Source organism: Ochrobactrum sp. P6BSIII (genome assembly GCF_014138065.1).
In the GTDB taxonomy this organism is placed as follows: domain Bacteria; phylum Pseudomonadota; class Alphaproteobacteria; order Rhizobiales; family Rhizobiaceae; genus Brucella.
Genome location: NZ_JACGXB010000008.1, coordinates 105,832 through 119,458, shown reverse-complemented (window position 1 = coordinate 119,458; position 13,627 = coordinate 105,832). Strand labels below are relative to the sequence as shown.

Below are 13,627 nucleotides of genomic sequence, written 5' to 3'. Positions count from 1 at the left end.
GAATACGGTGCAGGGTGCACTGTGCATGTTAGAGCTATTCCAGAAAAGTTTGGGTCTGTCCATCCAGTCTGGCATGGCGCGAAAACGATGCATTACGACCGCTCCGGTTCTCAAGCGAGGATGAAAGCCGGGACGGCATTTGAGGGCTGGCGGCGCCTTGACAAAAAAGGCCTGACCAGCGGCGGAGGAGCAAATGAGCGGATTGATTATGCCGGAGCCGGATGCGTCCGTCATGCAGCGGCGCGGGCAGATCGTGGATGATCTGCGCGGCATCGTACCGGGCGAGGGCGTGGTCGATACGGTCAATGCAATGCGGGTGTTCGAGAGCGACGGCCTGACGGCGCATCGCTCGCTGCCGCTGGTGGTAGTGCTGCCGGAAACGGTCGATCAGGTCTCACAAGTTCTGCGTTATTGCCACGAAAACGGTATTCGCGTCGTGCCACGCGGCGCGGGCACATCGCTGTCCGGCGGCTCGATGCCCTTGCAGGATGCGGTGCTGCTCGGCATGTCCCGCTTCAACCGTATTCTCGAGATCGATTATCCGAACCGCGTTGCCGTGGTGCAGCCGGGCGTGACCAATCTTGGCATTACCAAAGCCGTCGAGCATGAGGGCTTTTATTATGCGCCCGATCCCTCGTCGCAGATTGCCTGTTCCATCGGCGGCAATGTCGCTGAAAATGCAGGTGGCGTGCATTGCCTCAAATACGGTCTGACCGCGAATAATGTGCTCGGCATCGAGATGGTGCTGATCACTGGTGAGGTGCTTCGTCTTGGCGGCAAGCATCTCGACAGCGAGGGCTATGATCTTCTGGGCCTGATGACAGGTTCGGAAGGCCTGCTTGGCGTTGTGACGGAAATCACGGTGCGCATTTTGCAAAAGCCGGAAACGGCGCGCGCCGTGATGGTCGGCTTTCCATCCAGCGAACAGGCTGGCCAGTGCGTGGCCGATATTATCGGCGCAGGCATCATTCCCGGCGGGATGGAGATGATGGATCGGCCCGCCATCAAAGCGGCAGAGGATTTTGTCCGCGTCGGCTATCCGCTTGATGTGGAAGCGTTGTTGATTGTCGAACTCGACGGCCCGCCGGTCGAGGTCGATCACTTGATCGGTCGGGTCGAAGCGCTGGCGCTGCGCAACGGTTCGACGACCTGTATTCTGTCGCAGTCGGAAGAGCAGCGTCTGGCTTTCTGGGCCGGGCGCAAGGCGGCTTTCCCGGCGGTGGGGCGTATTTCGCCGGATTATCTGTGTATGGATGGCACCATTCCGCGCAAGGAGCTGCCGCGTGTGCTGTCAGGCATGCGCGAGCTGTCCGAAAAATACGGATTGCGGGTGGCCAATGTGTTCCATGCAGGCGATGGCAATCTGCATCCGCTGATCCTCTATGATGCGAATATTCCGGGTGAACTGGAAGCTGCCGAAAACTTCGGCGCGGACATTTTGCGGCTCTGCGTGAAAGTCGGCGGTGTTCTCACCGGCGAACACGGCGTCGGCATCGAAAAGCGCGATCTGATGCCGGAAATGTTCAACGACATCGACCTCGACCAGCAGATGCGCGTCAAATGTGCCTTCGATGCCAAGCATCTGCTCAATCCCGGCAAGGTGTTTCCGCAACTGCGCCGCTGCGCCGAGCTTGGCCGCATGCATGTGCATCGTGGCGAGCTGGCCTTTCCGGATATTCCCCGATTCTGAGTTGTGGTTTTGATCATGAGCGATGCAAATATTCTAAAGCCGCAAGATGAGGCGGGCGTTCTGGATGCGGTGCAGGATGCGCTGGCCAGTTCCACCCCGCTGGAAATTATCGGCCATGGCTCCAAGCGCGGCATCGGACACAGGGTCGATGCCGGTCGCGTGCTCGACGTGTCGCGGTTGACAGGCGTGACCTTGTATGAGCCGGACGAACTGGTGCTTTCGGCAAAGGCCGGAACGCCGATGGTCGAGATCGAAAAGCTTCTGGCTGACAACAATCAGTGTTTTCATTTCGAGCCGATGGATTACGGCCCGTTGCTGTCGGGCGCGGCTGGTCGCGGCACGATCGGCGGTGCGCTTGCTGCAAATCTGTCTGGGCCGCGCCGTCTCAAGGCGGGCGCTGCGCGTGACCATGTGCTCGGCGTGCGCGTTGTGTCCGGGCGGGGCGAATTGTTCAAATCCGGAGGTCGCGTGGTCAAAAACGTGACGGGTTATGACTTGTCCAAGGGCATGGCCAATTCCTGGGGCACGCTGGGCGTCGCCACCGAAGTGACGTTCAAGGTTCTGCCGAAGCCAGAAACGGCAGCCACGCTTGTCGTGCGCGGCTTGACTGACGAACAGGCGGCGCGCGTCATGGCCATGGCGATGGGGTCGCGCGAGGAAGTCGCGTCGGCAGCACATCTGCCGCCGACGGTTGCCAATCGCTTCCTTGATGGGAAGCTTGGCTGGGAAGCGGCGACCGTGTTGCGGCTTGAAGGTTTCGCGCCTTCGGTGGAGCATCGCAGCCGCCAATTGCAGGCGCTGCTTCGCCAATCTGGCACGGTGGAAGCGCTCGACGGGGCGCAATCGCAGCAGCTTTGGCGCGAAGTGCGCGATGTGCTGCCTTATGCCAATGCGGGCGACAATCGCGCCGTCTGGCGTGTTTCGATGACGCCGATGCAAGGCTGGCAGATGGTGGACGAGTTCCGCCGTCATGCGGGCGTAGACGCCTATTACGACTGGCAGGGTGGCTTGATCTGGATGCGGATGGAAGCAGATCCGGAAGCGCAGATTTTGCGCAAACTCATTGCCAGACATGGTGGCGGTCACGCGACGCTGGTGCGAGCGCCGGAGACGGTCCGTGCTGGCATTGATGTGTTCGAACCGCAGCCCGCAGCGCTTGCGGCTTTGTCGCAGCGGTTGAAGCAGCAATTCGATCCGGAAAATATTCTCAATCCGGGCCGTATGCATTCTCATCAGGTTGGAGCGTGACACGATGCAAACTCATTTCAGCCCCGACCAGCTGCGCGATCCTGGTGTTCTGGAATCGGAAAAGATCCTGCGCAAATGCGTGCATTGCGGCTTCTGCACGGCCACATGCCCGACCTATGTGACGCTGGGCAATGAACTCGACAGCCCGCGCGGGCGCATTTATCTGATCAAGGATATGCTGGAAAACGGCCGTCCGGCGGATGAGGAAGTCGTGCGCCATGTCGACCGCTGCCTGTCATGCCTTTCCTGCATGACGACCTGTCCTTCGGGCGTCAATTACATGCATCTGGTCGATCATGCCCGCGCGCATATCGAGAAAACATACAAGCGCCCATTCATGAACCGCTTTCTGCGTGGCGTTCTGGCGCAGGTTCTGCCCTATCCGGGCCGGTTCCGTGCCGCGCTGAAACTGGCGAAACTGGGCAAGCCGTTTGCACCGCTTTTGCGCAAGAGCGACGCCCTGAAACCCATGGCGGCCATGCTTGATCTCGCGCCGCAAAACCTGCCAGCGGCAGTCCCTATCGAAACCGTCAGCGCCGCCAAGGGCGAAAAGCGCGGTCGCGTGGCAATTCTCAACGGCTGTGCGCAGCCTGTGCTCAATCCGGGTATCAACGCTGCCACGTTGCGGCTTTTGAACCGCTTTGGCATCGAAGTGGTGACGCCGAAGGGCGAAGGCTGCTGCGGTTCGCTGGTTCACCATATGGGCCGTGAAGAGCAGGCGCTTGAACAGGCACGGCACAATGTCGATGTCTGGACGCGCGAGATCGAGGCGGGCGGTCTCGATGCGATCATCGTCGCGGCGTCCGGCTGCGGCACCACGATCAAGGATTATGGTTACATGTTGCGGCTTGATCCGGCCTATCAGGACAAGGCCGCGCGGGTTTCGGCGCTGGCAAAGGATATCACCGAATATCTCACCGGCATCGACCTGCCTGAACCGGATGCGCCGCAGGCGCTGACGGTCGCCTATCACTCGGCCTGCTCGATGCAGCATGGGCAGAAAATCGTGCGGCAGCCGAAAGACCTGCTCTCCAAGGCCGGCTTTACGGTAAAGGAACCGCTGGAAGGGCACCTCTGCTGCGGATCGGCTGGCACCTATAACATCATGCAGCCGGAGATTGCCGCCAAGCTGCGCGACCGCAAGGTGAAGAATATCGAGGCAACCGGCGCCGCCCTCATCGCGACAGGCAATATCGGTTGCATGACCCAGATAGCCACCGGCAGCAAATTGCCGATTGTTCATACGGTGGAGCTGATCGACTGGGCTTATGGCGGGCCGAAGCCGGTTGCGCTCTCAAGCTCCCGCCTTCACTGACGCGGCATAGTGCAACGGAAAGCCCTTGAAGCTTTTCGTTTCCTTCAAAACGAAGGTCGTCTGCATTTCCTTGATACGTGGCAGGCGGCGCAGGGTGGACATGGCGAAATCGGCGTAGGTGTCGAGATCGCGTGAGACCACCTGAAGCAGAAAATCAGCATCGCCAGCGATGCTGTAGCAGGTGATCACGTCGTCGAGCCCCATCAGCTCGGCGGCAAACTGTTCCGCCTCCAGCTCGCTGTGACTGTCAATCTTGATCCGCACGAAAGCCATGACGCCAAGGCCGATTGCCTTGCGATTGAGGCTAGCGCGATAACCATCGATCACGCCATCTTCTTCCAGCTTGCGCATCTTGCGCCAGCTTGGCGAGGTGGACATGCCGACCTGATCGGCCAGCGCCTGATTGGTCAGGCGACCGTCTTCCTGCAAAGCTTCGAGAATGCGAATATCGGAAGGTTCCAACGCGCTCATGAAATCCACCTCAATGTCGTCAGTTTAGGGTAGAATCTACCTTATCATGGCAATCAAGAGGTAAGAAAGGCAGGATCGACCAGAAGATGCAGTGTATTTCTCTCGCAGAAACACTGTAACTCTGGAGCCATCATGCAGGAAGATCTGCGTCTTGCCGTTATCGTCAACCCTGATCTGGCCCAAGGCCTGCTGGCAAACACAGTCGCGGCCATCTCGATCGGACTTGGCGCACGACTGCCTCATGTCGCTGCGCGGCAACTGGTTGATCGCTCAGGCGTCGCCATCGATATCAGCTCGGACCGTCCCGTGCCGATCCTGCAAGCGGACGCGGAAACGATCCGGTCGATCCTGTTGAAAGCGGTGGCACATGAAGACAGGAAGGCGGTTGTCGCCTTTCCGGCCTTTGCACGGGCAATGCATGTCTATGCCGAATATGAAACCACGTTTCCGAACCGCGATCTTTCCGCCGAGGTCATTGATGGGGTGGGGATCGCCGGTCCTGCCAAATGGGTTCGCTCATTGACCGGCAGCCTGAAATTGCTGCGATAAAAAAGCCGGGCAATTGCCCGGCTTTTTCAGTCATATGTTTTGAATTAGCCCGCCGAGAATGTCGCGGGGTTGGGACCGATGCGGCCATCGGTCTTGTCCAGCTTGGTGATGGCATCGTGATCGGTCCCATTGAGGCTGAAATCGAAGACCTCGAAATTTTCCTTGATGCGGGCAGGCGTGACCGACTTCGGAATGACGATGTTGCCGGTCTCGATATGCCAGCGCAGGATGACCTGCGCGACGGACTTGCCGTGCTTGGCGGCAATCGCCTTCAGCTTCTCGTCTTCCAGAATCTTGCCCTGCCCAAGCGGGCTCCAGGCTTCGGTGGCGATGTTGTGCTTGCCGTGGAACAGGCGCAGCTCGTCCTGCTGGAACTGCGGATGCAGCTCGATCTGGTTGAGAACAGGCGTTACGCCGCTTTCCTTGATCAGGCGTTCAAGGTCGGCCGTGCGGAAGTTCGACACGCCGATAGACTTCACGAGGCCTTCTTCCTTCAGCTTGATGAAGGCGCGCCAGGTTTCCATGAACAGGTCTTTGGAAGGCATCGGCCAGTGAATCAGATAAAGATCGACATAATCCGTGCCAAGCTTCTTCAGGCTGGTCGCAAAGGCTTTCAGCGTCGATTCATAGCCCTGATCGCTGTTCCAGAGTTTGGTCGTCAGGAAGATGTCGCCGCGTGCAACGCCCGAATTGTTGATGGCTTTGCCCACGCCTTCTTCATTGCCATAGATGGCGGCGGTGTCGATGTGCCGGTAGCCCGCTTTCAGCGCTTCGCTGACGGCTGTAACCGCTTCATCATTGCCCACCTGCCAGACACCGTAACCGAGCTGCGGAATATGGTTGCCGTCGTTTAGTTTTACGGTCGGTACGGTCATGATCTATCCTTTCCCTCCATCCAAATGCGACACCGGTTCATAATTCCAATACAGCCGCATTTGTGGCCGCCCTCTGGCGGCGCCGTCCATGTTTTTTCAAATCATCATTGGCAGCATATGGGTGTTCGCGGGAAAAGCAAAAGCCTTTTCAGGTTGTTTTTGGGCCTGTGGCAGGTTGATTTCATCAAAAAAACCAATGTTTCAGTATTATGAATGTAAAAAAGCCGCCCTGCGGAGAGGGCGGCTTCGTTTGACTGTAAAACTGTTCCGGAACGGATCAGCGAACGACAACGCGGGTGCCGATGGGAACACGTTCATAGAGATCGGTCACATCCTCGTTACGCATGCGGATGCAACCCGAAGACATGGCTTTGCCGATGGTCCATGGCTGGTTGGTGCCATGAATACGGTAAAGTGTTGAACCGAGATAAAGGGCGCGTGCGCCGAGCGGATTGTTGACGCCGCCATCCATGCGTGCGGGCAGAATGCGGCCCTTGCGACGCTCGCGGGCAATCATTTCCTTGGGCGGTGTCCAGGTCGGCCATTCGGCCTTGCGGCTGATGCGCTGTGAACCTTTCCAGCTGAAACCCTGCTTCCCCACACCGACGCCGTAACGCATGGCCTTGCCGTCTGACTGGACGAGATAGAGAAAGCGCTTGCTGGTATCGATCACGATCGTGCCGGACTTTTCACTTCCGGAATAGGAAACGCTCTGTGGCAGATAGGCCGGGTCGATCTGATGCTTGGATGGAGCTGTAGCTGGATTGCTTGCCGGGCGCTGGTAGGAAACCTGACGATAATTCGCCTTGGACTTCTGCTTTTGCTTGACCGTGGTGCGGCGCACCGGCTGCTGGACGGTGCCGTCCGGCATCTGGCGCATGCGTGCCGGCTGGCCATGCAGCTGTGCTACCCACGGTGCGGATAGGTCGGGGCTGACAGCCACCGGCGGCAAGGTCGCGTAACGGTCATTGGCGAAAGCCATGCCGGTGCTGACGATGGAAACAGCAATCGCTGCAAGCGATCCGATCAAAAGAAGATGACGTGGTTGCATGGTCCAGATCCGTCCCTCTTTGCGCCATCATCCCGGTTGCGTTACCTGTTTGGGTCCATTGGCGCTGTTGCCCGGCTGCGGCTCCTGACACGTCCTGTCAGGAGAACAGCTCCTAATTTCATGATGGGATTGTGCGCCCCAATGGAATCGGAAAGGTAAATTTTGGTCGCGTGTTCTGCGCAGGCGACACTCTAAGTAGAGTTGTGGTTAGCGTCAGGTTGCGTCACATGTTTAATGATCGATGAAGCTTTGCGCATGCCCCCGAAAAGTGGGAAACAGTTTTCGAACAAGGCTATGAGCAGGAAATTGGAGGCGGGAAATGAGTGATATTGCCGAAGTGAAAACCGGTCTGATCGTCAGCGAAGATGGCAAGACCCGTTGCTTCTGGCCCGGCATATTGCCGGACTATCTCGCCTATCATGATAATGAATGGGGCGTGCCGGTCTCCAACGATTATCGGCTGTTCGAGAAGATTTGCCTTGAAGGTTTCCAGTCGGGCCTGTCCTGGCTCACCATCCTGCGCAAGCGCGAGAATTTCCGCGCCGCTTTCGATGGCTTCGATTTCCACCGTGTGGCGCAATATGACGGCAAGGATGTCGAGCGTCTTTTGGCCGACAAGGGCATTGTGCGTCATCGCGGCAAGATTGAATCCACGATCAACAATGCAAACCGCGCTATTGAACTCGTCGCGGAAAAAGGCTCGCTCGCGGCCTATTTCTGGTCGTTTGAGCCGGGTGCGGAGGACCGCCCCGTCGTCGTGGATTATCCGACACTAATTGCCAATCCGAAAACCGATACTTCCATTCGCATCTCCAAGGATTTGAAAAAGCGCGGCTGGTCCTTTGTGGGGCCGACCACGGTTTATGCCTTCATGCAGGCCATGGGTCTGGTCAACGACCATATAGAAGGCTGCCATTGCCGCGCCCATGTCGAAAAGCTGCGGCTGGCATTCAAGCGCCCCCAATAAACCGGAGATTGATAACCGGCGATCTTTCTGCGAAAAGCAGGGTTCATTCGGAGGAACAGCCATGGATTTGACGTCGCTCATTGCTTTCGCGGGTATTCTGGTCGTAGCCGCAGGCACGCCGGGGCCGAATGTCGGCGCGCTGGTGGCGCGCGTCATCAGCCGTGGGCACAAGGGCGTCTTTCCATTCATGTTCGGTCTCTGGCTTGGTGACGCCGTCTGGCTGTCGCTTGCCGTCTGGGGCCTGTCGGCTTTGGCCAACAGCTTCCATGCCGCGTTTCTGGTGCTGAAATATGCAGGCGTCGCCTATCTGATCTATCTGTCGTGGAAAATGTGGATCGCGCCGGTCGATGAAGAAGCGGATGAAAACGCCATTCCGCGTGAGGGTGAAGGGCGCAAGCTTTTCCTCAGCGCACTCGCAGTCACGCTCGGCAATCCGAAGATCATGGTCTTCTATATCGCCATTCTGCCGACGGTCGTGGATATCACCCATGTTTCGCTGGTTGGCTGGGCAGAACTGCTGGCTGTCATGTTTGTCGTGCTGGCGGCAGTGGACACAGCCTGGGTGGTGCTGGCCGCGCAGGCGCGGCGTGTTTTGCGCAGCCCGCGCATGATGCGCATCGCCAATCGGACCAGCGCTGGCATGATGGCGGGCGCCGCCGTCGCCATTGCCGCACGCTGAACACGCTTCCTGCACTTGCCGCAACGAGCCTGATCGGTTAGGAAACCGGCAACACTCGGTTTTCGAGTATTTGCCGGTTCTTCCGGCATATATTGTATATACTTAGCGATCAGGCAGGAAAAATGGCCGATAAAGCGGACAAGATGAAGGCGCGGCTGCCGCGCGGGTTTGTCGATCGGGTTCCGGACGACTTGCGCGCCGCCGAAAAGATGATGGCGACGATCCGCGAAGTCTATGACCTCTATGGTTTTGAGCCGGTGGAAACGCCGCTGGTGGAATATACGGACGCGCTCGGAAAGTTCCTTCCGGATCAGGACCGCCCGAATGAGGGCGTGTTCTCCTTTCAGGACGACGACGAGCAGTGGCTGTCGCTGCGCTACGATCTGACTGCGCCGCTGGCGCGCTACGTGGCCGAGAATTTCGAGTCGTTGCCAAAGCCTTATCGCAGCTATCGCAATGGCTGGGTGTTCCGCAACGAGAAGCCGGGACCGGGCCGCTTCCGTCAGTTCATGCAGTTCGACGCCGACACGGTTGGCGCGCCGAACGTCTCCGCTGACGCCGAAGTGTGCATGATGATGGCTGATACGCTGGAGCGTCTTGGCATTCGTCGTGGCGATTACGCGATCCGCGTCAACAACCGCAAGGTTCTGGACGGTGTGCTGGATGCCATCGGCCTTGAAGGCGAGGGCAATGCCGCGAAGCGCCTGAACGTACTGCGCGCCATCGACAAGCTCGACAAGTTCGGCCCCGAAGGCGTGCGCCTTCTGCTTGGCAAAGGCCGCCTCGACGAAAGCGGCGATTTCACCAAGGGCGCAGAACTGGCCGATGCGGCGATTGAAAAGGTGCTGGCTTTCACCGCCGCCGGTGGTGCGACGGGTGCCGATACGATTGCCAATCTTCGCGCTGTCGTTGCGGGCAATGCCAAGGGCGAGGAAGGTGTGACCGAACTCGCCGACATGCAGGCGCTGTTTTCGGCAGGCGGTTATGATGGCCGCGTGAAGATCGACCCGTCCGTGGTGCGTGGTCTTGAATATTACACCGGCCCGGTTTTCGAAGCCGAACTTCTGTTCGACGTGACCAATGAAGACGGCCAGAAGGTCGTGTTCGGTTCTGTTGGCGGTGGTGGTCGTTATGACGGCCTCGTGTCGCGTTTCCGTGGCGAGCCGGTTCCGGCAACGGGCTTCTCCATCGGTGTTTCGCGCCTGATGACGGCGCTTAAAAATCTCGGCAAGCTGGATGTGTCCGATGTCGTCGGCCCGGTTGTCGTGCTGGTGATGGACAAGGACACGGAAAGCCTCGGCCGCTATCAGAAGATGGTCTCGGATCTGCGCCAGCAGGGAATCCGCGCCGAAATGTATGTCGGTGGTTCCGGCATGAAGGCGCAGATGAAATATGCCGACCGTCGTGAAGCGCCATGCGTGATCATTCAGGGCTCGCAGGAGCGCGAAGCCGGTGAAGTGCAGATCAAAGATCTGGTCGAAGGCAAGCGTCTTTCTGCCGAGATCGAGGACAATGTGACCTGGCGCGAGAGCCGCCCGGCGCAGATCACCGTCAAGGAAGACGGTCTGGTCGAAGCGGTTCGGGAAATTCTCAGCAGTCAGGCGCAGGACCGCGCTCAAGCCGCAAAGTGATCGGAACCATGGCCGCAACGCGCACATCGCCGGTTTTCAACGCGCTTCGCACAGAGCTTGATGCGCGCGATGCCGATCTGGTGGAAATACCGCTGATCCAGCCTGCCGATCCATTTCTGGACATGGCAGGCGAGGATCTGCGCCGTCGTATTTTCCTCACCGAAAACGAAAACGGCGACAGCCTGTGCCTGCGGCCGGAATTCACCATTCCCGTCTGTCGCAACCATATTGCGCTCAATGCCGCGACGCCGAAACGTTACGCCTATCTTGGAGAAGTGTTCCGGCAGCGTCGTGATGGCGCGGCAGAGTTTCTTCAGGCCGGGATCGAGGATCTCGGTGCTGCCGATGAGGCGGCTTCGGATGCGCGCTCGATTGCCGATGCGCTGTCCTGTGTTCGCTCCGTCGCCCCGCAAGCCGGGCTTGATATCGTTCTGGGCGATCAGTCGGTCTTCGCCGGTATGCTCAAGGCGCTCGGTCTGCCGCAGGGCTGGCGCAAGAAGCTGCTGCGCTCGTTCGGCGATGCGCATTCCATGCAACTGGCTCTGGCTGAACTGACGGGCGCGCAACGGCGCGATCCGCTGCCGGAAACGCTTGCCGTTCTTGTTGCCGAAGGCGATGAAACCGGCCTTGCGCGTATGCTGGAAACCGAAATGCTGGAAGCTGGCATTTCGCCGGGTGCTGGCCGTTCGCCTGCGGAAATCGCCCGCCGCCTGATCGAAAAGGAAGATCTGGCCGCCACGCGCTTCCCCGCTTCGGCGCTCGATCTGCTCAAGCAGTTTCTGGAAACCCATGTCACGCTGGATTCCGCATCGGTCACCTTGCGCGCTTTCGCATCCGAAAATGCGCTCGATCTTGGTGCGGTCCTTCAGAAGTTCGAAGCCCGGGCCGAAGCGATTGCCGCGGCTGGCATCAAGACCAGCGATATCGTCTATGACGCCTCGTTCGGTCGTCCGCTCGATTACTACACCGGCCTTGTCTATGAAATTCGCGCTGCTGGCGTGGAAAAGGATGCGGTTCTGGCAGGTGGCGGTCGTTACGACCGGCTTTTGACCATGCTTGGCGCTTCCGAAAATATTCCCGGCGTCGGCTTCTCCATCTGGCTGGACCGGCTTCAGGCATTGGCGGGAGCAACGAAATGAGCGTCACACTGGCATTGCCGTCCAAGGGTCGGCTGAAGGAGCAGACGCTCGCCGTTCTCGAAAAGGCCGGATACAAGGTGATCCTGCCGGATGACGACCGCAATTATCGCGCGCGCGTTGAAGGCGAAGACGATCTCGATATTCTGTTCCTGTCGGCTTCCGAGATTGCCCGCGAGCTGGGTTACGGAAGCGTCGATATGGGCGTTACGGGGGAAGACCTCGTGCGCGAGACACTGGCCCATGCCGATGAGCGCGTGGCCATCGAGGCGGAACTGGGTTTCGGTCACGCCGATGTCGTCGTCGCGGTGCCGGAAGTCTGGCGCGATGTGACCAGCATGGCCGATCTTGATGATGTGGCAGCGGATTTCCGCCAGCGTCACGGTCGTCGCCTGCGCATCGCCACCAAATATTGGCGTCTGACGCAGCAGTTCTTCTCGCAGAAGCACGGCATTCAGGTCTATCGCATCGTGGAAAGCCTTGGCGCGACCGAAGGCGCTCCGGCGGCAGGTTCTGCTGACATGATCGTTGATATTACGTCGACCGGTTCCACTCTGCGCGCCAATCGCCTCAAGGTGCTGGAAGATGGCGTCATCCTGCGTTCGCAGGCCTGCCTCGTTTCTGCGCGCCGCAGCCATGGCAATGCGCGTATCGCGGAAATTGCCGAGCGTATCCGCAAGGGTCTTGCGGCCTGACGCCTCTGTTATGGTCCGACATTCAATGAAAAAGCCGGTCTGGGTTCAGACCGGCTTTTGTCATTTTCAGGTCTAGCGTTTCGGTTTGCTGCCGACGAGGCCATAGAAGGCGATATAGACATAGCAGATGATCGGCATCAGGAAGGCATGATGAATGCCGACCGTATCGGCCAGCGCGCCCTGTATTAGCGGGATGATCGCACCGCCGACAATGGCCAGATTCAGGATCGCCGAGCCCTGGCTGGTGTGCTTGCCAAGGCCATGCAGTGCCAGACTGAAGATGGTCGGGAACATGATCGAGTTGAACAGGCCAATTGCCAGAACCGCCCACATCGAGGCGTTGCCCGTTGTCGCGACCGTGAGGAGCAGCAACAGGATGGCTGCTACAGCATTGAAGGCCAGCGCCTTGCCGTCATCGATATAGCGCATGGCTGCCGAGCCGATGAAGCGGCCAACCATGGCTCCACCCCAGAAATAGGCGACGTGATGCGCAGCATCGGTTTCCGACAAGCCAACCACACTCGGGTCGCTCAGGAAGTTGACGAGGAAACTGCCGACGCTGACTTCCGCGCCCACATAGACGAAGATGCCGATGGCGCCCAGCACCAGATGCCGGTACTGCCAGGCAGAACCTTCATCCGCGACGGTGCTTTCTTCCGCTTCGACATCCGGCAGCTTCAGGATAGCGAAGACGATGGCAAGAACGACAAAGGCGAGTGCCAGCAAGAGATAGGGGAACTTGACGGCATCGGCTTCGGTGGCGCTGTTGACGGCCCCGGTTGCAGCTGAAAGGATCAGCATTGCACCGAAGAGCGGGGCAAGCGTCGTGCCGAGCGAGTTGAATGCCTGTGTCAGCGTCAGGCGACTTGCAGCCGTTTCCGGCTTGCCGAGGATCGTGACATAGGGGTTGGCAGACACTTGCAGGATCGTGACTCCGGACGCCAGCACGAAGAGTGCGCCAAGAAACAGCCCATAGACCCGGTAGGAAGCTGCCGGAATGAACAGGGCGCAGCCGATGGCGGCGACCACAAGGCCGACGACGATAGCGCGCTTATAGGAGATCCGCTTCACGAGCGCTCCGGCGGGCAGCGAAACGATGAAATATGCGCCGAAGAAGCAGAACTGGATCAGCATCGACTGGGTATAGTTGAGCTGGAAGACGTTCTTCAGATGCGGGATCAGGATGTCGTTGAGGCTGGTGATGAAGCCCCACATGAAGAATAGAACGGTCAGGCTGGTGAGTGCGAAACCGAAATTTCCAATAGGGGTTGAGCCAGTGGGAGACTGGCTGCTGGCTGCGGAGGAAACAGTCATTTTTCT

13 protein-coding genes are annotated in these 13,627 nt (G+C 58.9%); 9 read left to right on the top strand and 4 right to left on the bottom strand.

Translation table 11 applies throughout. The features are described 5' to 3' along the window. Window positions 1–193 precede the first annotated feature (193 nt). Genes FHW00_RS13220 through glcF form a run of 3 tightly spaced genes read left to right on the top strand, consistent with a single transcriptional unit; the run spans window position 194 to window position 4,253 of the window. Entirely contained in the window at window positions 194–1,690 is a 1,497-nt protein-coding gene (locus FHW00_RS13220; RefSeq protein WP_078338971.1) for an FAD-linked oxidase C-terminal domain-containing protein, read from the top strand. A gap of 15 nt (window positions 1,691–1,705) precedes the next feature. Further along, a complete protein-coding gene (gene glcE, locus FHW00_RS13215) occupies window positions 1,706–2,938 on the top strand; it encodes a glycolate oxidase subunit GlcE (RefSeq protein WP_078338970.1) in 1,233 nt (410 codons plus the stop codon). Between the two features lie 4 nt (window positions 2,939–2,942). Beyond that, window positions 2,943–4,253, top strand: coding sequence for a glycolate oxidase subunit GlcF (gene glcF / locus FHW00_RS13210; RefSeq protein WP_078338969.1), 1,311 nt, complete (start codon window positions 2,943–2,945; stop codon window positions 4,251–4,253). Here glcF and FHW00_RS13205 read toward each other — a convergent pair. Then, window positions 4,233–4,724: an Lrp/AsnC family transcriptional regulator gene (locus FHW00_RS13205; protein ID WP_078338968.1), complete on the bottom strand. Its 492-nt coding sequence runs from the start codon at window positions 4,722–4,724 to the stop codon at window positions 4,233–4,235. The genes glcF and FHW00_RS13205 overlap by 21 nt on opposite strands. A 132-nt stretch (window positions 4,725–4,856) precedes the next feature. Between FHW00_RS13205 and FHW00_RS13200 the strand changes: the two genes are divergently transcribed. Further along, window positions 4,857–5,273 carry a DUF2000 domain-containing protein gene (locus FHW00_RS13200; RefSeq protein ID WP_078338967.1) on the top strand — a complete coding sequence of 139 codons (417 nt, stop codon included), beginning with the start codon at window positions 4,857–4,859 and terminating at the stop codon, window positions 5,271–5,273. A gap of 44 nt (window positions 5,274–5,317) precedes the next feature. On the opposite strand, the gene FHW00_RS13195 is transcribed toward FHW00_RS13200, so the two are convergent. Further along, window positions 5,318–6,148, bottom strand: a complete 831-nt coding sequence (locus FHW00_RS13195; protein ID WP_078338966.1) for an aldo/keto reductase — start codon at window positions 6,146–6,148, stop codon at window positions 5,318–5,320. A gap of 277 nt (window positions 6,149–6,425) precedes the next feature. After that, window positions 6,426–7,199 carry a L,D-transpeptidase gene (locus FHW00_RS13190; protein ID WP_078338965.1) on the bottom strand — a complete coding sequence of 258 codons (774 nt, stop codon included), beginning with the start codon at window positions 7,197–7,199 and terminating at the stop codon, window positions 6,426–6,428. Window positions 7,200–7,518: 319 nt separating this feature from the next. Here FHW00_RS13190 and FHW00_RS13185 point away from each other — a divergent pair, with 319 nt between their 5' ends. The 5 genes from FHW00_RS13185 (at window position 7,519) to hisG (ending at window position 12,307) form a co-directional block, all read left to right on the top strand. Then, window positions 7,519–8,166, top strand: a complete 648-nt coding sequence (locus FHW00_RS13185; protein WP_078338964.1) for a DNA-3-methyladenine glycosylase I — start codon at window positions 7,519–7,521, stop codon at window positions 8,164–8,166. Window positions 8,167–8,227: 61 nt separating this feature from the next. Further along, on the top strand, window positions 8,228–8,845 hold the full coding sequence (locus FHW00_RS13180) for a LysE family translocator (protein WP_078338963.1): 618 nt from the start codon (window positions 8,228–8,230) through the stop codon (window positions 8,843–8,845). A gap of 122 nt (window positions 8,846–8,967) precedes the next feature. Next, window positions 8,968–10,476 (top strand): histidine--tRNA ligase, encoded by a 1,509-nt coding sequence (gene hisS / locus FHW00_RS13175; RefSeq protein WP_078338962.1) that lies wholly within the window; start codon window positions 8,968–8,970, stop codon window positions 10,474–10,476. Between the two features lie 8 nt (window positions 10,477–10,484). Then, window positions 10,485–11,615 carry an ATP phosphoribosyltransferase regulatory subunit gene (locus FHW00_RS13170; RefSeq protein ID WP_113533891.1) on the top strand — a complete coding sequence of 377 codons (1,131 nt, stop codon included), beginning with the start codon at window positions 10,485–10,487 and terminating at the stop codon, window positions 11,613–11,615. Further along, complete coding sequence (gene hisG / locus FHW00_RS13165) at window positions 11,612–12,307, top strand: ATP phosphoribosyltransferase (RefSeq protein WP_078338961.1); 696 nt, start codon at window positions 11,612–11,614, stop codon at window positions 12,305–12,307. The genes FHW00_RS13170 and hisG overlap by 4 nt, the downstream gene beginning before the upstream one ends. Before the next feature lie 72 nt (window positions 12,308–12,379). Here hisG and FHW00_RS13160 read toward each other — a convergent pair whose 3' ends face one another. Then, a complete protein-coding gene (locus tag FHW00_RS13160; RefSeq protein ID WP_078338960.1) occupies window positions 12,380–13,621 on the bottom strand; it encodes a sugar MFS transporter in 1,242 nt (413 codons plus the stop codon). Window positions 13,622–13,627: the final 6 nt, after the last annotated feature.

Bases quoted from the DNA above. Each gene is read 5' to 3' on its own strand.
- FHW00_RS13195 (WP_078338966.1), bottom strand. From the start codon at position 6,148: ATGACCGTACCGACCGTAAAACTAAACGACGGCAACCATATTCCGCAG.
- hisS (WP_078338962.1), top strand. From the start codon at position 8,968: ATGGCCGATAAAGCGGACAAGATGAAGGCGCGGCTGCCGCGCGGGTTT.
- FHW00_RS13170 (WP_113533891.1), top strand. From the start codon at position 10,485: ATGGCCGCAACGCGCACATCGCCGGTTTTCAACGCGCTTCGCACAGAG.
- glcE (WP_078338970.1), top strand. From the start codon at position 1,706: ATGAGCGATGCAAATATTCTAAAGCCGCAAGATGAGGCGGGCGTTCTG.
- glcF (WP_078338969.1), top strand. From the start codon at position 2,943: ATGCAAACTCATTTCAGCCCCGACCAGCTGCGCGATCCTGGTGTTCTG.
- FHW00_RS13220 (WP_078338971.1), top strand. From the start codon at position 194: ATGAGCGGATTGATTATGCCGGAGCCGGATGCGTCCGTCATGCAGCGG.
- FHW00_RS13190 (WP_078338965.1), bottom strand. From the start codon at position 7,199: ATGCAACCACGTCATCTTCTTTTGATCGGATCGCTTGCAGCGATTGCT.
- FHW00_RS13160 (WP_078338960.1), bottom strand. From the start codon at position 13,621: ATGACTGTTTCCTCCGCAGCCAGCAGCCAGTCTCCCACTGGCTCAACC.
- FHW00_RS13200 (WP_078338967.1), top strand. From the start codon at position 4,857: ATGCAGGAAGATCTGCGTCTTGCCGTTATCGTCAACCCTGATCTGGCC.
- FHW00_RS13185 (WP_078338964.1), top strand. From the start codon at position 7,519: ATGAGTGATATTGCCGAAGTGAAAACCGGTCTGATCGTCAGCGAAGAT.
- hisG (WP_078338961.1), top strand. From the start codon at position 11,612: ATGAGCGTCACACTGGCATTGCCGTCCAAGGGTCGGCTGAAGGAGCAG.
- FHW00_RS13205 (WP_078338968.1), bottom strand. From the start codon at position 4,724: ATGAGCGCGTTGGAACCTTCCGATATTCGCATTCTCGAAGCTTTGCAG.
- FHW00_RS13180 (WP_078338963.1), top strand. From the start codon at position 8,228: ATGGATTTGACGTCGCTCATTGCTTTCGCGGGTATTCTGGTCGTAGCC.